At 68.3% G+C, this 16,318-nt stretch carries 10 protein-coding genes; 3 read left to right on the forward strand and 7 right to left on the reverse strand.

The genetic code is table 11. From position 1 onward, the window contains the following. Positions 1–24 precede the first annotated feature (24 nt). From G9473_RS02635 to G9473_RS02665, 7 genes are all read right to left on the reverse strand, one after another. On the reverse strand, positions 25–8,217 hold the full coding sequence (locus G9473_RS02635; protein ID WP_291135714.1) for a glucoamylase family protein: 8,193 nt from the start codon (positions 8,215–8,217) through the stop codon (positions 25–27). After that, the gene (locus tag G9473_RS02640) at positions 8,214–9,218 is read right to left on the reverse strand and encodes a universal stress protein (protein ID WP_291135715.1); all 1,005 of its coding nucleotides are present in this window, start codon (positions 9,216–9,218) and stop codon (positions 8,214–8,216) included. The genes G9473_RS02635 and G9473_RS02640 overlap by 4 nt, the downstream gene beginning before the upstream one ends. Before the next feature lie 112 nt (positions 9,219–9,330). Beyond that, positions 9,331–10,086 (reverse strand): LPS export ABC transporter ATP-binding protein, encoded by a 756-nt coding sequence (gene lptB / locus G9473_RS02645; protein WP_291135716.1) that lies wholly within the window; start codon positions 10,084–10,086, stop codon positions 9,331–9,333. Then, positions 10,083–10,799 carry an ABC transporter ATP-binding protein gene (locus tag G9473_RS02650; RefSeq protein WP_291135717.1) on the reverse strand — a complete coding sequence of 239 codons (717 nt, stop codon included), beginning with the start codon at positions 10,797–10,799 and terminating at the stop codon, positions 10,083–10,085. Before G9473_RS02650 ends, lptB begins: the two co-directional genes overlap by 4 nt. Further along, entirely contained in the window at positions 10,796–12,046 is a 1,251-nt protein-coding gene (locus G9473_RS02655; RefSeq protein WP_291135718.1) for an FtsX-like permease family protein, read from the reverse strand. The genes G9473_RS02650 and G9473_RS02655 overlap by 4 nt, the downstream gene beginning before the upstream one ends. Further along, positions 12,043–13,056, reverse strand: a complete 1,014-nt coding sequence (locus G9473_RS02660; RefSeq protein WP_291135720.1) for an efflux RND transporter periplasmic adaptor subunit — start codon at positions 13,054–13,056, stop codon at positions 12,043–12,045. The genes G9473_RS02655 and G9473_RS02660 overlap by 4 nt, the downstream gene beginning before the upstream one ends. Before the next feature lie 218 nt (positions 13,057–13,274). After that, entirely contained in the window at positions 13,275–13,607 is a 333-nt protein-coding gene (locus tag G9473_RS02665) for a hypothetical protein (protein WP_291135722.1), read from the reverse strand. A gap of 205 nt (positions 13,608–13,812) precedes the next feature. Between G9473_RS02665 and G9473_RS02670 the strand changes: the two genes are divergently transcribed. From G9473_RS02670 to G9473_RS02680, 3 genes are all read left to right on the forward strand, one after another. After that, a complete protein-coding gene (locus tag G9473_RS02670) occupies positions 13,813–14,502 on the forward strand; it encodes a hypothetical protein (protein ID WP_291135724.1) in 690 nt (229 codons plus the stop codon). Then, positions 14,502–15,506 (forward strand): hypothetical protein, encoded by a 1,005-nt coding sequence (locus G9473_RS02675; protein WP_291135726.1) that lies wholly within the window; start codon positions 14,502–14,504, stop codon positions 15,504–15,506. The genes G9473_RS02670 and G9473_RS02675 overlap by 1 nt, the downstream gene beginning before the upstream one ends. An 84-nt stretch (positions 15,507–15,590) precedes the next feature. Beyond that, positions 15,591–16,295 carry a HEPN domain-containing protein gene (locus tag G9473_RS02680; RefSeq protein WP_291135727.1) on the forward strand — a complete coding sequence of 235 codons (705 nt, stop codon included), beginning with the start codon at positions 15,591–15,593 and terminating at the stop codon, positions 16,293–16,295. Positions 16,296–16,318: the final 23 nt, after the last annotated feature.

Here is a 16,318-nt window from a genome sequence, read left to right on the forward strand (position 1 = left end):
CGCTTCGCTCCGTAGAGTTCCCGATCAGACCTTGTCGGCTGCGGTTCCGGCGGGCTCGGGCAGCGAGGCGGGGGGCGGGCCGATGATCAGTTCCACCTTGCGACGGCGGCCTTCGCCCGGAAATTCGATCGGGCCGGGCGGGGCGGTTCGTCCATCGACGGACAGGCTCCCGGCGTCGCCGCGGCGGACTTGGATCTCGATCACGCCGTTCGCGCGCACCGAGGCGCGAAAGCCGTCCCATTCGGGCGGAAGGCAGGGGCGAAGCTCGATCCTGCCGCCCACCAGCCGGATGCCGAGGATGTACTCTGTGGCGAGCCGCCAGGCCCATCCGGCAGCGCCGGTATACCAGGTCCATCCGCCCCGGCCGAGGTGCTCGCTTCCGCCGCTGATGTCGCCCGCGACGGCATAGGGTTCGACCGCGTAGTGCAGCGCGTCCTCGCGCGTGGCGGCGTGGCAGGCCGGGTTGATCCGGTCGAACACCTCCTTTGCGCGCGCGCCGTCGCCCAGCATCGCGCAGGCGATCCCGAGCCAGGCCGCCGCGTGGCTGTATTGCCCGCCGTTCTCGCGAATTCCCGGCGGATACGCCTTGATGTAACCGGGATCGCGCGCCGAGTGGGCGAACGGCGGGTCGAGCAGCCGGGCAATATCGTCGGAGGGCCGGACGAGCTGTGCGAAGGCGCTGTCCACCGCGCGGCGCGCACGCTCTTCGTCGGCCTCCGCGATGACCGACCACGCCTGCACCAGCGCGTCGATCCGGCATTCCGCGTTCGCCGCCGAGCCCCAGGGCCGCGCATGGTCGTCGAACGCGCGCAGATACCACTCGCCGTCCCAGCCATGCTCTTCGACAGCGCGCGCGAGTTCGTCGGCCCGGCCCGGCCAGCGTGCGGTGAAGTCGCCATGGCCGGCCATTTCGGCGACCTGCGAGAAGGACCGGATCGCCGCGATCAGGAAAAAGGCCAGCCACACGCTCTCGCCGCGCCCGCCCGCGCCGATGCGGTTCATCCCGTCGTTCCAGTCGCCGTCGCCCATCAACGCAAGGCCATGCGTGCCCGTGCGAAACGCGCGCTCGAACGCGCGGGCGCAATGGTCGAACAGGCTCGCGCTGTCGCCGGTCGGAAATTCGGCGTAGCGATCCCCCTCACCGGGCGCGAGTTCGCTTCCACGCAGGAAGGGAACTTCTTCGGCGAGGATGCCCGTATCGCCGGTCGCCCGGATGTATTCGGCCGTGACGAAAGGCAGCCACACGAGATCGTCGGAGCAGCGCGTGCGCACGCCCTTGCCCGACGGGGGATGCCACCAGTGCAGCACGTCTCCTTCCTCGAACTGGTGCGCTGCGGCTCTCAGGATGTGCGCGCGGGCGATGTCGGGTGCGGACAGGAACAGCGCCGTCACATCCTGCAACTGGTCGCGGAAGCCATAGGCGCCCGATGCCTGGTAGAACCCGGCGCGCGCGAAGACCCGCGACGAGAGCACCTGGTATGGCAGCCAGCGCCCCACCATCAGGTCGAAGGCCGGGTCGGGCGTTTGCACCTGCAGGCAATCGAGCCGCTCGGCCCATGCGGCGAGGCTCGCGCCCGTTTCCGCAGCCGCGGCACCCTCGCCGCGCAGCCGGGCGAGGCACTTGGCGGCCTCGTCCTCGCTGCTTGCCATGCCGAGGAAGAAGACCGTTTCGGCCTCGCCGCCCGCAGAAATGTCGAGATGCACTTGCAGGGCGGCGATCGCATCCTCGCCTGCATTCTCGAGCCTGTCGCCGAGGCCCCACGCGGCCAGTGCCTGCGGGTGTTTCCAGTCGGGCGGTCGGCCGAGGACATCGCAGCGCGAGGTCGAAAGACCGTGCACCGCCCCGCTGCAGCCGAGAAAGGCGATGCCGCCCTGCGCTCCGTCTGCTGCCGGGTTGCAACCGATGATCGCGGCGAGGTCGGGGCGGTAGCGGCTCGTGCGAAAGGGGGAAGGGTCGGCCGCATTCGCGCCGATGATCCAGTCGGCGATGAAGGTCGCGGTGATCCGGCGCGGCTTCCCGCTCGTGTCCCGCATGGCGAGTTTCACGATCTTGACGGGATCGCCGGAGGCAATCGAGCAGGAAAGCGACTGTTCGAGCCCTTGGCAAGAGCGGGTCCAGACCGTTTCGCCCGGCCGATGCTCGATTCGGCATGATGCTTCGCCGCCCGCAGGAAGCGGCGTTACCGTCCAGACCGCGCCGCTTGCCTCGTCCCGCAGGTAGAGCGCTTCGCCCTGCGGGTCGCGTTGCGGGTCGTTGTGCCACGGCGTGATCCGCTGCTCCCCGCTGTTGCCGCCGAAAGTGAAGCCGAGCCCGGCTTCGGTGACGACCGTTCCGAAAGCGGCATTGGCAATTACGTTGGACCACGGGGCCGGGGTCGTCTCGCCGGGGCCGAGTTCGATCGCGTAATCCCCGGCACGGGTGAAACCGCCGAGGCCATTGTCGAACCGGCGTTCGTGGTCCGGCGCGGTGGGCGTGTCGCTCGCCGCGTCGGTCACGGGTGAGGCCGTCGGGACGAATTCGGCCAGGGGAAGCGATGCCGCGCGGGAAGGCTCGATCTGTCGTTCGACCGATGTGAGGGGGCCCTTGAGATGGACCCGTGCAGCTGCCTCGAGCGCTTCGATCACGTCGGCCTCGCGCTGCTCCCTGCCGACCGTCACGATCCCGCCGGGCTGGCCGATATAGTCCTCGACACCGACATCGCGCAGACTTTCGGCGATGCGCTCGCGGACGGGATCGATATAGCCGGGCGGGCCGGGATAGAGGATGGCGAGATCGACCGGAACGCCGAGCCAGCGCCAATGCCGGTGCGCGCGAAGGACGAAGCCCATGTCCTGCGACGAGAAATCCTCGCCCGGTTCGTAGAGGAGAATGGGCAGCTCGCCCGACAGGCCGAGCTCCCAGAGCGCTTGCCGGCTTGCATTGCCTTTCGCAGGTTTGCGGGGGTCAGGCTCCGACACCAGTGCCGAGAAGGCCAGCTGCGCCTCGCGCAGGCGCTCGGCAGGCAGGCCGATCCTCGCAAGGTCGGTGCGTGCGCGATGCCTCGCATCGTCATCGGTCCAGTCGAGCGCCGCGAGCGAGCCGTAGCGTTCGAGCACTTCCAGCGCCTCCTCGCCGCTCGCCGCCAGCGCGGTCACGACCGCGAGTTCGGCTTCGCCCCGTGGCGGCAGCGCGATCCGTGCGGCAAGCAGGGATGCCGCATCGAGGGGGTGTGTCTCCAGTTTGGCGGAGGAGGGCGGGATTTCCGGGAAGGAGCGGGGCCGGGCGAGCCTTTGGCGCGCGGCACGGCGCGATACCCCGAACCCCGTCACACGGACCCGTCCCGGCGAGCAGACCAGGCGCTGCGCCATGGCGAGGCCGGGCGCATCCGGGTCGCGCGCACGCCTTGCGAACACGAGTGCGCCGGACGGCGCATCGCGGCGCGCTTCCACGAACAGCCGGGCGAAGGCCGGGTGGCGGTTCCATTCGCCGAGCGGGGCGAGCGCCAATTCCGCCTCGCTCGCGAAATCCAGCGCCATCGGCTTGTCCGAATGGTTGACGAGGCGCAGCCGGCGGATCGCGACATCGTCGACCGGCGCTACGAGGACGTCGAGCACCGTGGAAAGCGCGCCTGCGTGGCTGCGGATCTCGAGCTTGTGCGGATGGATCACGGCGCTGCGATCGGTGTCGGCGGGGAAGGGCGGAACGGCCCCGGCGATCGCGCTGCCCCCGGCGGTGCGAAGGTGGAGGAAATGCCCCCGGTCCCGCTCGCGCCCCGTCGGGCAGGTCACGGCATTGCCTTCCCACAGGAAATCGCTCGCCCCGTCGGTCCCGACCATCAGCGAGACCCGTCCGTTGCCGAGCAGGTGCGTGAGTTCGCCGCGACCGGCACCGGTTTCCCACGCCTGCGGGTGCTGTATTGCAGGAACGTCGGACGGCTCGGCGTGCACTTCGCGGCGTTCGAGTTCGGCCGGTATCTCCCAGGGTATCCTCTCGTTGAGCAGGAGGTCGACCGCCTGGATGCGATGATCCGCCCCGAACCAGCGTACGATTGCATCCCCGGCGACCGCGTTCGCGATTGCGGCGATGCTCATGCCGTGATGATGCGCCATGTAGGAGCGCACCACGGCCGGCGCTCCGCCCGGGCCGAGCCGCGACGGGGTGAAATCGATCGCTTCGTGAAAGCCGAAGCGCCCGAGCGCCCCCAGTTCCTCGATCCGGCGGAGGTTCGCGACCACCCCGCGCGGATCGACCGGCAGGGCGAGGGCCGAGGCATAAGGGGCGATGACGAGGTCCTCCTCGAGCCCGCGGCGCAGTCCGATGCCGGGCACGCCGAACGCCCGGTAGCGCCATGCGCCATCCCCCCCATAGGATGCGAAACCCGATTCCGAGATGCCCCAGGGAGCCCTGCGGCGAGCGGCATGGGCCTTCTGGGCCGCCACGACTTCGCTTTCGGTCATCCCGATCAGCGTTGCGCGCTCGCTGCGCACGAACAGCGCGGGCATGAGATACTCGAACATCGACCCGTTCCACGAAACGAGCGCGGTGCGGCCCCGGCGCTGGCGCACGGGGCGGCCGAGCCGGAACCAGTGCTCGCTCGGCACGTCGCGCTTTGCGATGGCGAAAAAGCTCGCCAGCCGCGCTTCGCTGGCGAGCAGGTCGTAAAGATGGGGGTCGAGCCGCTCGCCGCTGACATCGTAGCCGATGTGGAACAGACGGCGATGGGTGTCATAGAGCGGCGCGAAATCCATCGCCTGTGCAAAGGCATCGGCCCGGTGGGCGATATCCTCGAGAGTCTCGGCGACGCGCTCGGCGGACGAGATCGCATCGGGGAGCAATTCGCGCCGGATCTCGGCAAGGTGGTGCTCGCATCGCTCCAGCCAGTCGTGAACCCGTTCGATCCGCTCCGGGTCGCTTTGTTCCTTCTCGACCAGCACGCGCACGATCCCGGCGCGCAGGCAGGCAAGCTGGCGTTCGGCGGCCTCGAGCAGGTCGACCCAGTGCCGCTCCTCGCGGGCCAGCCCGGCCACGATTTCCTGCAGGTGCCGGATTTCGCCCACGAGGTCCTTGTCGAGGTCGCAATCCTCGACACCCTCTGAAAGCAGGCGAAGACAATCGCAAAAGCCCTTCCACCGGGCCGGCGTGAACAGCGGCGCGGCCGCGATCGCGCGACATCCCTGCGCAAGCGTGACGAGGCTCACCGCGAGGTTGCCGCTGTCCACGGTCGAGACGTAGCGCGGTTCGAGCGGAGCGAGGCTCCTCGTGTCGATCCAGTTGAGGATATGGCCGTGCCAGCGCTCCAGCCGCTCCAGCGCATCGAGCATTGATTGCATCCTGAGCGCGAATTCGGGTGTCCCGAGATGCCCGAGCCGCCAAGCCGACAGGGCAGCGAGCGCCATCATGCCGATATTGGTCGGCGAAGTGCGATGGGCGGTGGCGGGTATTGGCGCTTCCTGGTGATTGTCGGGCGGGAGCCAGTGGTCCTGCGGCCCGGCGAAGCGTTCGAAGAAGAACCAGCTGCGCCTAGCGATACCTCGCAGGTAATCCCGCCCGGCCCGGTCGAGGGCGGGAACCGGTCGGCGTGCGGACAGGGCCGTCAGCTGCGCGATCGCAGGAGCGGCGAGCCACGCGGCGGCAAAGGGCAGGGCCACTACAAGCGCGGGGCCGGACCGGAAGGCAAGCGCGGCGAGTGCGACCAGCCCTGCTGCCGGAGCCGGCCAGGTCGCGGCGAATTGCGCGCTCCTCCGGCTGCCGAGCGCGATCAGCCGGTTCACCTCGGCCGCGCTTGTCCATTGCAGCAGCCGCTGCCCGCGCCTCAGCCGGGCAAGGGTGAGGACAATGGCATGGAGGGCGACGAAGCTGTCGGCGGGCAGGAAGGCGATCTGCATCAGCCAGCGCGCAAGATGCTCCCGCGCGCGCCTGCCCGACGTGATGCGCACTCCGCGCCTGCGCCCGCGCGCCATCCCGGTGACGACTTCGGTGAACAGCCAGGCCCCCGGCACGAGTACGGCAATCGCGCTCCATACGGCGGGCGATCCGGGCAGCAGGAACCAGCCGCCCACCAGCAGGGCCAGAACGCTCGGCGGGACGAGGCTGCGCCGCATATTGTCCCATATCCGCAGCCGGTCGAAGGTCGTCAGGCGATTGGCCAGCCGCGCGCCGCCGGGGCCGGGCACGCGGGCGAACAGCCACGGCAAAAGCTGCCAGTCGCCGCGCACCCAGCGATGCCAGCGGCGCACGTATTCGGCGTAGCTTTCGGGGAAGCTCTCGTAGAAGACGATGTCGCTCGCCAGCCCCGCGCGCCCGTGCAGGCCCTCCCACAAGTCATGGCTCAGCAACAGGTTCTCGGGTATGCGCCCTTCGAGGCTGCGCTCGAAGGCGGCGACGTCGTAGATCCCCTTGCCGACGTAATTCCCGGTTCCGGTCAGGTCCTGGTGAACGTCGCTGACTGCGCGCGAATAGATGTCGATCGCGCTGTCGCCGCCGAACAATCGCGCGAAGCGCGTGCGCGCGCCGTGCGGCCCGATCTCGATTCGCGGCTGGAGCACGGTGTATCCCGCCACCACTCGGCCCTTCTCATCGAAGACCGGGCGGTTGAGCGGATGGGCGAGCGTCCCGGCAAGCCGCGCGACCGAGCCGGGCGCGAGCCTTGTGTCGGCATCGGCGGTCACGACGAAGCGCGCCCCGACGAGCTTGCGCACTGCGCCTGCGGAAACCGGAAAGGCCCGCCGATCGCCGGTCAGCAGGAAGGTGTTGAACTGCTCGATCTTGCCGCGCTTGCGCTCCCAGCCCATCCAGCAGCCCTCGGCGCGGTTGTATCGCCTCGCGCGGTGGAGAAGGCAGAAGCCCCCATGCCATTTTCGGTTGAGCGCGATGATGCCCCGGCGCAGCGCCTGCTCGATCGCCTCGTCGCCCGGCAGGCGCTCGGCGGGGCCGTCGGCGGGATCGCTGAGGAGGACGAAGGCATCGGCTTCCGGGTTGGCGAGGCGATGAAGTTCGATCCGGGCGAGGATTTCCTCGGCCTCGGCGACGCTGCCGAGGATGACCGGGACCGCGACCAGCGTGCGCTCGGAGCGGTCGATCCCGCCGCGATAATCAAGTTTGGGCAGGCGGCGGGGCGGCACGATCGAGGTGATGAGCCAGTTGACGAGCGTGACCGCCAGCACGGTCGTCGGCAGCGCGCTCAGCGCAAGGCCCAGCGCCCATTCTTCCGGGCTCGCCCGCTCCAGCGCGAGATAGGAGGCGGGCAGCAGCAGGCCCGCAATGCCGCACAGGAAAAGCAGCGCAGCATAGACCGCTCCCGCATGGGCCCGCATCGCCCGGCCGATCCGCCGGTCCGGCGAGAGGTCGATGCCGATGCGCTGTTCCAGGTCGGGCAGGCCCGCGCCGCAAAGCCAGTGCCCGACATGGCTTGCCGGAAGGCCCTCCGCTTCCCGCGCAGCGGCCAGCACCGTTTCGGCAACAGCGACCTCGGGCAACCCGGCGCGCGACGCGAGATCCTCAAGCGAGCGGCGACAGGCATCGCGCGTCTCGAAATCGCAGGCCGCATAGGTCTTGGCCGGGTCCTTGCGCAGCAGCCGGTCTACCGCGCTCGTCTGATCGAAAATGTCCTTCCAGTCGATGCTGGATATCGCAACCAGGTTGCCGATCATGTGCGCGATGCATTGCTCCGCGCTCGCCGGAGGGGTGAAGGCGAGACAGGAGCGGCTGCAGACGAAGGGTGCGTCCACCGGCGGGAATTCTTCGCCGACCCCTCTGACGAGGCGCTCGAGGCAGGCAAGACGCAGCATGGCGGGCAGTGCCCACAATTCCGCGATGTCGAGGGCATGATGCGTCTGATAGCCTTCGAGGTAGGCAAGCACGGTTTCGCGCGAGAGGTGATGCTTGCCGGCATGGAGCAGGCCGTGGGCGAGGATCAGGATACGCGGCTCGCCCTCGGCCGGTTCGCCTTCGAGCGGGCGCAGCCGCATATAGAAGCCCGCGGGAAGATCCTCGCCCAGCTGAACGATCGCCCGCTTTACGATATAGCCATTGTCGAGCAGCCACTCCGCCGCCGAGGACGCGGCCGGTCGGGCCTGTGCGGCGGCATTGATCGCCGCGCCCAGCCAGCCGCCCAGCGCCTTGAGCGACTGCCAGGCTGGGATTGCGAGAGGACGCCGGCCCGGGCCAGCGAACCGCCAGGTCCTGCCTGCTTCCCAGCCCTGCGATGCGACCGGATCCGTAAACGGATCTCCGGTCATGCGGCAGCGGGGCGCCGGTTCAGGGGAATCCTTGCGGAGAAGGCGCCTTCGGTTCCGGAAGTTGCGGGCATTTCCCCGCGCCACGTCGCTGCCCGGCTGGGGACCACCATGATCGGCACGCTTGCGTGATCGAGCAGATAGGCGGCGGTGCTTCCCAGCGCCATGTTCTCGCACGTCTTCACGCCCTGCCCGCGCGCGGAGAGCACGACGAGGCCCGGCCGCTCTTCGGCCATGAGGCGATCAAGGCAGGCACGCGGATCGCCCTTGAGACAGCGGCTGCGGGCCGAAATCCCCTCGGCCTGCAGCCGGCGCAGCGCGGCTTCGAGGAATTCGCAGGCCGCCCGTTCGTTGCGGCGATCGATCTGCCGTTCGAGCTCGAGATCGCCTATTCCGGGCGGCCCGAATTCCTCGATTCCCGCAGACGGAATGACATGGGCGAGCAACAGCTCGCCCGCTGCCATGCGCGCGATCGCCCGCGCGCGCGAAAGCGCCGTGTCGGCGAATCTCGACCCGTCGAGAGGCACCATCACGCGCATCCGTCCGGCGGGCTCGGAGAAATCACGCGAAGGGACGACCAGCAGTCCGCCCGCACCCCGCTCGAGAAGGGCACCCGAAAGATGGCCGCTGTCCCCCGACCTCGATGACCCGATGATCACGATATCGGGGTCGAGCGCGGCGCATTGTTCGGCAAGGGCTGTCTGCCACTGGCCCTCGCGGATGGTGATTTCGATCGTCCCGGGAGAATCCTCGACCGATGCCGCGAGATCCTCGAGGAAACGGCGCGCGCGGCTTCGGCTGAGGTGCCATTCGAGCGGGTCGGGAAGCTGGTGCGCCGGAAGGTCGCCTTCCATGGCATGGAAGAAGACCAGCGGCCGGCCGGTCTGCTTTGCGAAAAGGGCGGCCATGCGCGCGACCGGCCCCGAGCGGGGCGAGAGGTCGAGGCACGCGAGGATCGGGGCGGGCTCCTTGCGAAGCACCGGAAGAGGAGATGGTCTGGACATTTCGGGACACCTTGGCGCTGGATCGACGGGTCTCCAATTCAGTCCGACGACGCCTGTGCGCGGTATCCGCAAACTTACGGGGAAGGGCCCTTCCAGCGCGCGCCCGGACAGGTCAGGGACCGCTTGCCTGACCGAGGTAGCGGGCGAGCGCGCGTTCATCGTGCAGCATTTCTTCCGGGCTTCCTGCGAAAGCGATCCTGCCCTCGTCGAGCAGGTAGCAGCGGTCGATCACGGCCATCGTCTCCCGGACATTCTGGTCGGTGATGAGGATCGCCACCCCGCGTTGCCTGACCTGCACGATGAGCTCCCCGATGCTGGCGACGGCAAGCGGGTCGATACCCTTGAGCGGCTCGTCGAGGAGGAGCACCGAGGGATCGAGCGCGAGAGCCCGCGCGACTTCGCAGCGACGACGCTCGCCCCCGGAAAGCGAGGTCGCCCGGCGGTCCCTCAGATGCGCGATGCCGAGATCGGACAGCAGTTCTTCCAGCCTTTGCGAGCGGGCTTCCCCGTCCGGCTCGACGATCTCCAGGCTCGCCAGGATGTTGTCCGCCACGCTGAGGCCGCGATAGATCGAAGGCTGTTCGGGCAGGTAGCCGAGGCCCAGCAGCGCGCGGCGGTAGAATGGCAGGCGGGATACGTCCTTTCCGTGCAGGACCACGCGCCCGCTGTCGCAGCGCAGCAGGCCGAGGACGCAGTGAAAGGCGACGGTCTTGCCCGCTCCGTCGCGGCCGAACAGCCCGACCGCCTCGCCCGAAGCAACCGAGAGGGTAAGTCCCGTCAAAACGGGTCGGGCACCGAAAGCCTTGTGGATGTCGATCACGTCGAGGACTGTCTCGGCGGGCGGTGGTGTTCCTCCCGGCGGCTTCATCCGGTGCACGCTGCGGTGTCGTTTTCGCGCCGGTCGATGATCCGCTCGATCCGACCGTCGAGCATTTCGACCTGAAGGTCGGCCCCGCCTGCAATGTCCATGTCGTGCGTCACGCAGATCACCGCGCGCTGCTCGTCATGGGCGAGATGGTGGAGCGTCTCGACCACGCGCGCGGAATTGCGGCTGTCGAGATTGCCGGTGGGCTCGTCGCACAGCACGACCAGCGGATCGTTCGCCAGCGAGCGCGCTATCGCGACGCGCTGGCGTTCGCCGCCGGACAAGTGGCTCGGCAGGCGCGTTGCCTTGTCCGCGATGCCGAGTTCTTCGAGCAGGTCCATCGCGCGCGTCCGGGCCTGCTCGCGCGAGATGCGCCCCAGTCGCTCCATCGGCAGGCGGACATTCTCGAGCGCGGTGAATTCGGGCAGCAGGAAATGGAACTGGAAGACGAAGCCGAAGCGTTCGAGGCGCAGCCGGGCAAGGGCGTCGCCCGACAGGTCGCTTACCGCGCGCCCCTCGACGAAGATCTCGCCCGAAGTCGGGCGGTCGAGCAGGCCCAGCAGGTAAAGCAGCGAGGACTTGCCGCATCCCGACGGGCCGACGATCGCGGTGAAAGCGCCGCTCGGCGCGCGAAGCGTCGCATCGCGCACCAGCACGACCTCGCGTTCGCCCGCAAGGACGCGGCCGACTCCGCGCGCTTCGAGGACCGCGCTCATGTCGATCCGCGCAGGATCTCGACCGGGTCGACGCTCGCCGCCTTGCGCGCCGGCAGCCACGCGGCAAGCGCCCCGGCAAGGAAGGAGGCTCCCGCCGCGATCGCGTATTGCCGGGGCGAGCGGTCCATCGGGATGCGCTCGACATCGCCCCCGACCGGGAATTCGAGCGTGCCGAGCAGGGCCATCAACCCCGTCCCCAGCGCCCAGCCGAAAACCACGCCGACCGCTGCGAGCAGCACCCCTTCGACGACGAACACCGCCTGCAGGTCGCCTGCCGAAAAGCCGATCGAGCGCATGATCGCGATGTCGCGGCGCTTGTCGGAAACGCTGTTCGAAACCACGGTGTAGATGCCGAAACTCGCCACCAGCAGGATCGCGGCGACCACCGAATACATAATGACATTGCGCGTCACCAGCAGCGAGAGGATGTCGGCGGAGCGCTCCTGCCAGCTCTGCGCCTTGTATCCGAACCGCTCCTCGAGCCGCGCCGCGAAGGCTTCCGCTTCGTAAGGGTCGGACAGGCGGATGCCGATCCGGTTGATGACATGGGGCCGTTCGAGCAGGGCCTGTGCCTCGCGCACGAGGACATAGCCGGTGTTGGGGCCGAGCTGGGCGCGGCCGCGCTTGAACAGCCCCGCGATCCGCATCGTGCGCACATTGCCCGAAGCCGCGGTCGCCGCGACGACATCGCCCATCCCCAGCCCGAGCCGCTCGGCCAGTTCCTCGCCGATGATGATCCCGCCCTGCACGGTTTCGAGATTCCGGAGGCTGCCTTCGCGCAGCTGGTCGGCGATGGTGCTGATCTGCGCTTCGATCGCGGGGTCCACGCCGATGATCGCGATCGCCTCGTCCTGTCCGCCGAGCCTGAGCGTCGCGCCGCCCGTGAGGCTCGGCGCGGCGATCGCGTCTCCGTCCGCTTCCGCCGCCGCGAGGATGGCCTGCCAGTCCTTGATCCCGCGCGCTTCCTTGAGCGGGCGGTAGCCGCGCAGCGCGACCGCGCCGCCCGCGAAGGCACGTTCGCCCGCCTGCGGCGGGGCGCTGCGGATTTCGTCGGAGATGATGACATGGGGCGCGGTGTCGATCAGCTGGCGCAGGAAATCGGCCTGGCTGCCGACCATCAGCGCCGAGACGGCGAGGAAGAAGCCGACTCCAACCGCGACCCCGCTGACCGCTACGATCGTCTGCCTGCGTCGCCGCGCCAGATGGCGCAGCGCGATCGAGCCCAGCAGGGCGAATCGCCCGCTCACCGCTGGCGAACCCGCTCGCCCTCGACAAGATCGCCCGGCGGATCGCTCACCACCAGGTCGCCCGGCGCGAGGCCGGAGAGGATTTCGACCTTCTCGCCGCCTGCGATTCCGACTTGCACCGGGCGCCGCATGATCCGCCCGTCGCTGACCAGCCACGCGGCCCCGTCCGCGACCGCCGAAGCCGGTGCGAGCACGGCATTGTTGCGGCGCGTGGTGAGGATGTTGACCTCCAGCGTCAGGCCGAAAGGCAGGCTCACGGCTTCGTCGAAAGCGATCCGAACCCGGAAAGCGCGCTGCGAGGGATCGCCGGCCGGGGTGATCTCGACCACGCGCCCCTCGATCGGCTTTGCGCCCAGCGCGCTCGAGGAGAGCAGCGCCCGCTGGCCCGTGAGCACCCGCGTGATGTCCCGCTCGTCGACCGTCGCGCTGACCCGCGCCTCGGCCGGATCGCCCAGTTCGAGCAGCGTCCGGCCCGGCATGGCGAGATCGCCCGGCTCGACCTCCCGCCGCAGCACGATGCCGTCGATGCCCGAGCGCAGCGTGAGCTGGTCGAGCCGCGCCTCGCCGGCGGCCAGCAAGGCGCGCGCGCTCGCGGCAGCGGCGACCGCTTCGTCATGCGCGGCTTTCGTCACCCAGCCCTTGGAATGGAGCGCCGTGATGCGCTCTTCGGCGAGCGTCCGGGCGCGCGCCTCGGCCCGGGCCTGTTCGATCAGGGCGCGCTGTTCGCTCGCATCGAGCCGCACGAGCGGCTGGCCGCGCGTCACGCGCTCGCCTTCCTCGACGAGCACGCGCTCGACCGGCGCGGTGATGCGCGAAGAGACCGAGACCGGGTGCTCGGCCTCGACGAAGCCGGTCGCGTAGACGATTTCGGCTGCCGGCCCGCGCGTTACAGGAAGGACGTCCAATTCGCGCGGACGGTTGAGCAGGAACCACGCGGCCGCGGCGGCGATTGCAAACAGCCCGGTGAAGACCAGCGCGGCGAACCAGCGCTTTCGGATCGGATCGCCCATTGCCAAGGTCTTGTCCCCATTCCCCTTTCGCAGGCGACCGGCGCACCGCAGCCGCCTTGCTTCTGGCTAGCGAGGCTCGGCAGGGGGACACATCGGGAATCTACCGAATGGCCGGGCGGGCAGTCCGCCCCGCCGACCGGCGGAGGCGCGCAGCTTGTGGCGGGAGGTCTGCCGTGGGTGGAGGGGTGGTTACGGGCATCACAACAGCCGCCCCCAAATCAGCGCCAGAACCTCCCCGACGAATAGATGAAGCCGTTCGGATGCTTCCCGATGGAGAGGGGAAAGGCGGGAGGGGCGAGGAAATCCTGCAGGCTTGGATCGTGGGCGAATTCGACGAACCCGTTATTTACCAATGCATCTCTGAGCGTTCGCATATCGTCGAAGTCGATCCGGTCGAATATGCCCGCGTCGTCCCCGACGAAAAGCAGGACGGGCTTGCCCGCCAGCAATACCGGCAAGGCCCAGTTCTGTTGCAGCATCCCGACGACCTTTACCCACCACGAGGGGTTCGGGTCATCGGGGGTGAAGGGAGTCGATGGGAAATGGGGCATTTCGATTTTCTCGGTGAAGCTCAGGAACGAGGTGGCCGGTTCGATGACTTTAGCGGGTCGAGCGGACCGAAGATGTCGCGCTTTCATCGCCACTCCTGGCGGCTGAGATGAAATAAAAATCTTGACCCTTCGATGAAGTCTAAAGTTAAAACCTTCCGAGGTTCTCGATGGCAAAGCTGGCGGCATATCGGGGCAAGGAGGGGCGATGGGCGCACGAAAGCTTTTCGAGAGCGTGTTCTTCGGGCGGAAGTTCGACGCGTGGGCCGAAGAGCAGACGCTCAAATCGGCCGGCATTCTCAATCAGGCGGCGGCCGACATCCTGCGTGCGATCGACAAGGAGATCGAACAGGCCGGCTGGCGCGATGGCTACGACACGGCGCGGTTCCTGCGCGCCAAGGTCGTGCCGATCACGCGCGAAGTCGCCGAGCCTCTTGCGGTCGCCCTGATCGAGGACGCGAACGAAACGCTTGCGGAACTGGTCGACCTCAAGCTTCACTGGACCCGCAGGCTCGATACAGAGCCGGAAGACGGCAGCCCGTTCGACGGCATGGGCGACATCGCAGCTGCGGTGGTTCCGCTGGGCGTCGGGGCGGCGACGGCTGCCTCGCTCCCCTTCATGGCGGTTAGCACGACCGCCGTCCTGTTCGGTTTTGCCACCGTCACGACGATCAGCTGGCCGGTCGTCGCGGCCGGTTCCGCCGTCGCCGCGCTTGGAGTGGCGACGGGCGCGATCCAGACCAGCAAGCTGTGGTCGCGGACACAGGCCCGGATAAGGAGAAAATCGAAGGAATTCGTCGTCGCCGTCCTGCTCGAGGGCAAGGGCGACCAGCCCTCGCTTCTCGAAACCCTCGAGAGTGAATTCCTCGAAGCTGCCCGCAAGGCGAAGGAGCTGTGATGCTTGCCTCCGAAATCCTTCTTCGCGAGGTGCCCAAGCATCTTCAGGTGGCCGTGAAGGCCAACCAGCTCGAAGTCGTGGGCTCGATAATCCGCTCGACCTCTTCCGGCAGGATCGTCGCTCACCTGCAGGAAGCCCGCCCCATGGTCGAACTGTTGTCGAAGGTGCCGGGCGACCCCCTGACCGGCGTGCTCAACCTCGCCGCGCAGGGCGCCCAGATTTATCAGAACGAACAGATCAAGTCGGGTATCGAGGCGCTGCGGCAATTCCAGACCGCCGGACTTGCTCTCAACGCCGCTTCGATCGGCATTTCTATCGCGGGCTTCGCGATGCTGAACCACAAGATCGCCGCGCTCGAGGCCGGGATCGCCTCGATCCATTCCGACCTCGAGAAAATCGATGCCAAGCTCGATGCGCTGTGGCGGGAGCCATGGGCGAGGGATTGCAGGAGCCTGCGGACACTGGCGGAGAAGCTCGACGAAAGCTGGTTCCTGACCGACGGTCGCGGCGAGCTCGCCGACATTGCCAACGAAGCCCACGAACTTGCTGGCCAGTTCCACCGGCAGGCGGAAGACGCGCTTGAAAGCGATGCGATGTTCCTCGTGGCCGTCCCCGCCGTCGAGGCTTTCGCGCTCGCCTCCGCCCTTCGCATCACGGCCCGCCTCGCGATGGACGAGAACAAGGCGGCACTCGAAGCATCGCTTTCCAGCACCAGGAAGATGTCCGAACTGCTCGGCAGCATGAAGCCTGCGAAAGCGGCGGTGTTGGAATTGCAGGCTCGCGGCGACCTCTTGGGCACGCCTGAATGGGATGCGGAAATCACGAAGCAGCGGACGCGGCTCGTCGATCCCGTCTCGCGCCTTCGGACCATCGAGGCTTCGAGCGCCGCGCGGGGCGTGACGCTCGAAAGCCTGCTCGAGCAAGGCGTTTCCGGGCGTGACTGGCTCGAAACCGCGAGCCGGGAGGACAAGTCACCGCTTCTGGTCTGGGAGGTGAAGGATTAGGCAGTGGCACGAGAAGCGGGCGACCGTTTTCTGCGCCGAGTAGCGGTATCGGATTCGCAACATTCCTCTTGCTAACGTCATCTTATGGCTAGCGACGACACTCTCGACCCGATCCGCCTCAAGGAAAAGCAGCGTGCCGTGCGCGACGGCTTCTCGCTGGCGCTGACCCTGCGCGTGCACCGGGCGCTCAGCTGGCTCCTGCGTGCGCACCGCGAGGAGGGGGATCTCGACACGCGCTTCATCCTCCTGTGGATCGGCTTCAACGCCGCCTATGCGGGCGATCTCGAAAGCGCGCTCGACGATGAGGGCTCGCCTTCGCGGCGGGCGAGCCATGCGAACGAGCGCGCGCGGTTCGAGAACTTCTTTCGCACGCTGGTCGCGCTCGATGCCGAGAACCGGCTCTACGACACGCTGTGGAGGCGCTTCGGGCAGGAGATCCGCGTCCTGCTGGACAACCGCTATGTCTTCGCGCCGTTCTGGCGGTTCCACGCAGGGCAGCCGGGCGGGGCGGGCTGGGAGATCAGCTTCGATTCCGCGAAACGCGCCGCGCATAATGCGCTGGCCGCAGGGGACACGCCGGTCGTCCTGTCGATCGTGTTCGACCGGCTCTATGTGCTCAGGAACCAGCTCCTGCACGGCGGGGCGACCTGGAACAGCGCCGCCAACCGCGCGCAGGTGCGCGACGGGGCGGCGCTGCTCGGCCATCTCCTGCCGCTGTTCATCGACCTGATGATGGACAACCCGGACGAGGACTGGGCGATGCCGCTCTACCCGGTGATCGAGGAGTGACGACCGTTTCTGTCGCACGTGTT

The organism is Erythrobacter sp., assembly GCF_011765465.1.
Lineage (GTDB): Bacteria > Pseudomonadota > Alphaproteobacteria > Sphingomonadales > Sphingomonadaceae > Erythrobacter.

Excerpts from the sequence above, each read along its gene's own strand:
- G9473_RS02635 (WP_291135714.1), bottom strand. The coding sequence starts at position 8,217 with ATGACCGGAGATCCGTTTACGGATCCGGTCGCATCGCAGGGCTGGGAA.
- G9473_RS02640 (WP_291135715.1), bottom strand. The coding sequence starts at position 9,218 with ATGTCCAGACCATCTCCTCTTCCGGTGCTTCGCAAGGAGCCCGCCCCG.
- lptB (WP_291135716.1), bottom strand. The coding sequence starts at position 10,086 with ATGAAGCCGCCGGGAGGAACACCACCGCCCGCCGAGACAGTCCTCGAC.
- G9473_RS02650 (WP_291135717.1), bottom strand. The coding sequence starts at position 10,799 with ATGAGCGCGGTCCTCGAAGCGCGCGGAGTCGGCCGCGTCCTTGCGGGC.
- G9473_RS02660 (WP_291135720.1), bottom strand. The coding sequence starts at position 13,056 with ATGGGCGATCCGATCCGAAAGCGCTGGTTCGCCGCGCTGGTCTTCACC.
- G9473_RS02665 (WP_291135722.1), bottom strand. The coding sequence starts at position 13,607 with ATGCCCCATTTCCCATCGACTCCCTTCACCCCCGATGACCCGAACCCC.
- G9473_RS02670 (WP_291135724.1), top strand. The coding sequence starts at position 13,813 with ATGGGCGCACGAAAGCTTTTCGAGAGCGTGTTCTTCGGGCGGAAGTTC.
- G9473_RS02675 (WP_291135726.1), top strand. The coding sequence starts at position 14,502 with ATGCTTGCCTCCGAAATCCTTCTTCGCGAGGTGCCCAAGCATCTTCAG.
- G9473_RS02680 (WP_291135727.1), top strand. The coding sequence starts at position 15,591 with ATGGCTAGCGACGACACTCTCGACCCGATCCGCCTCAAGGAAAAGCAG.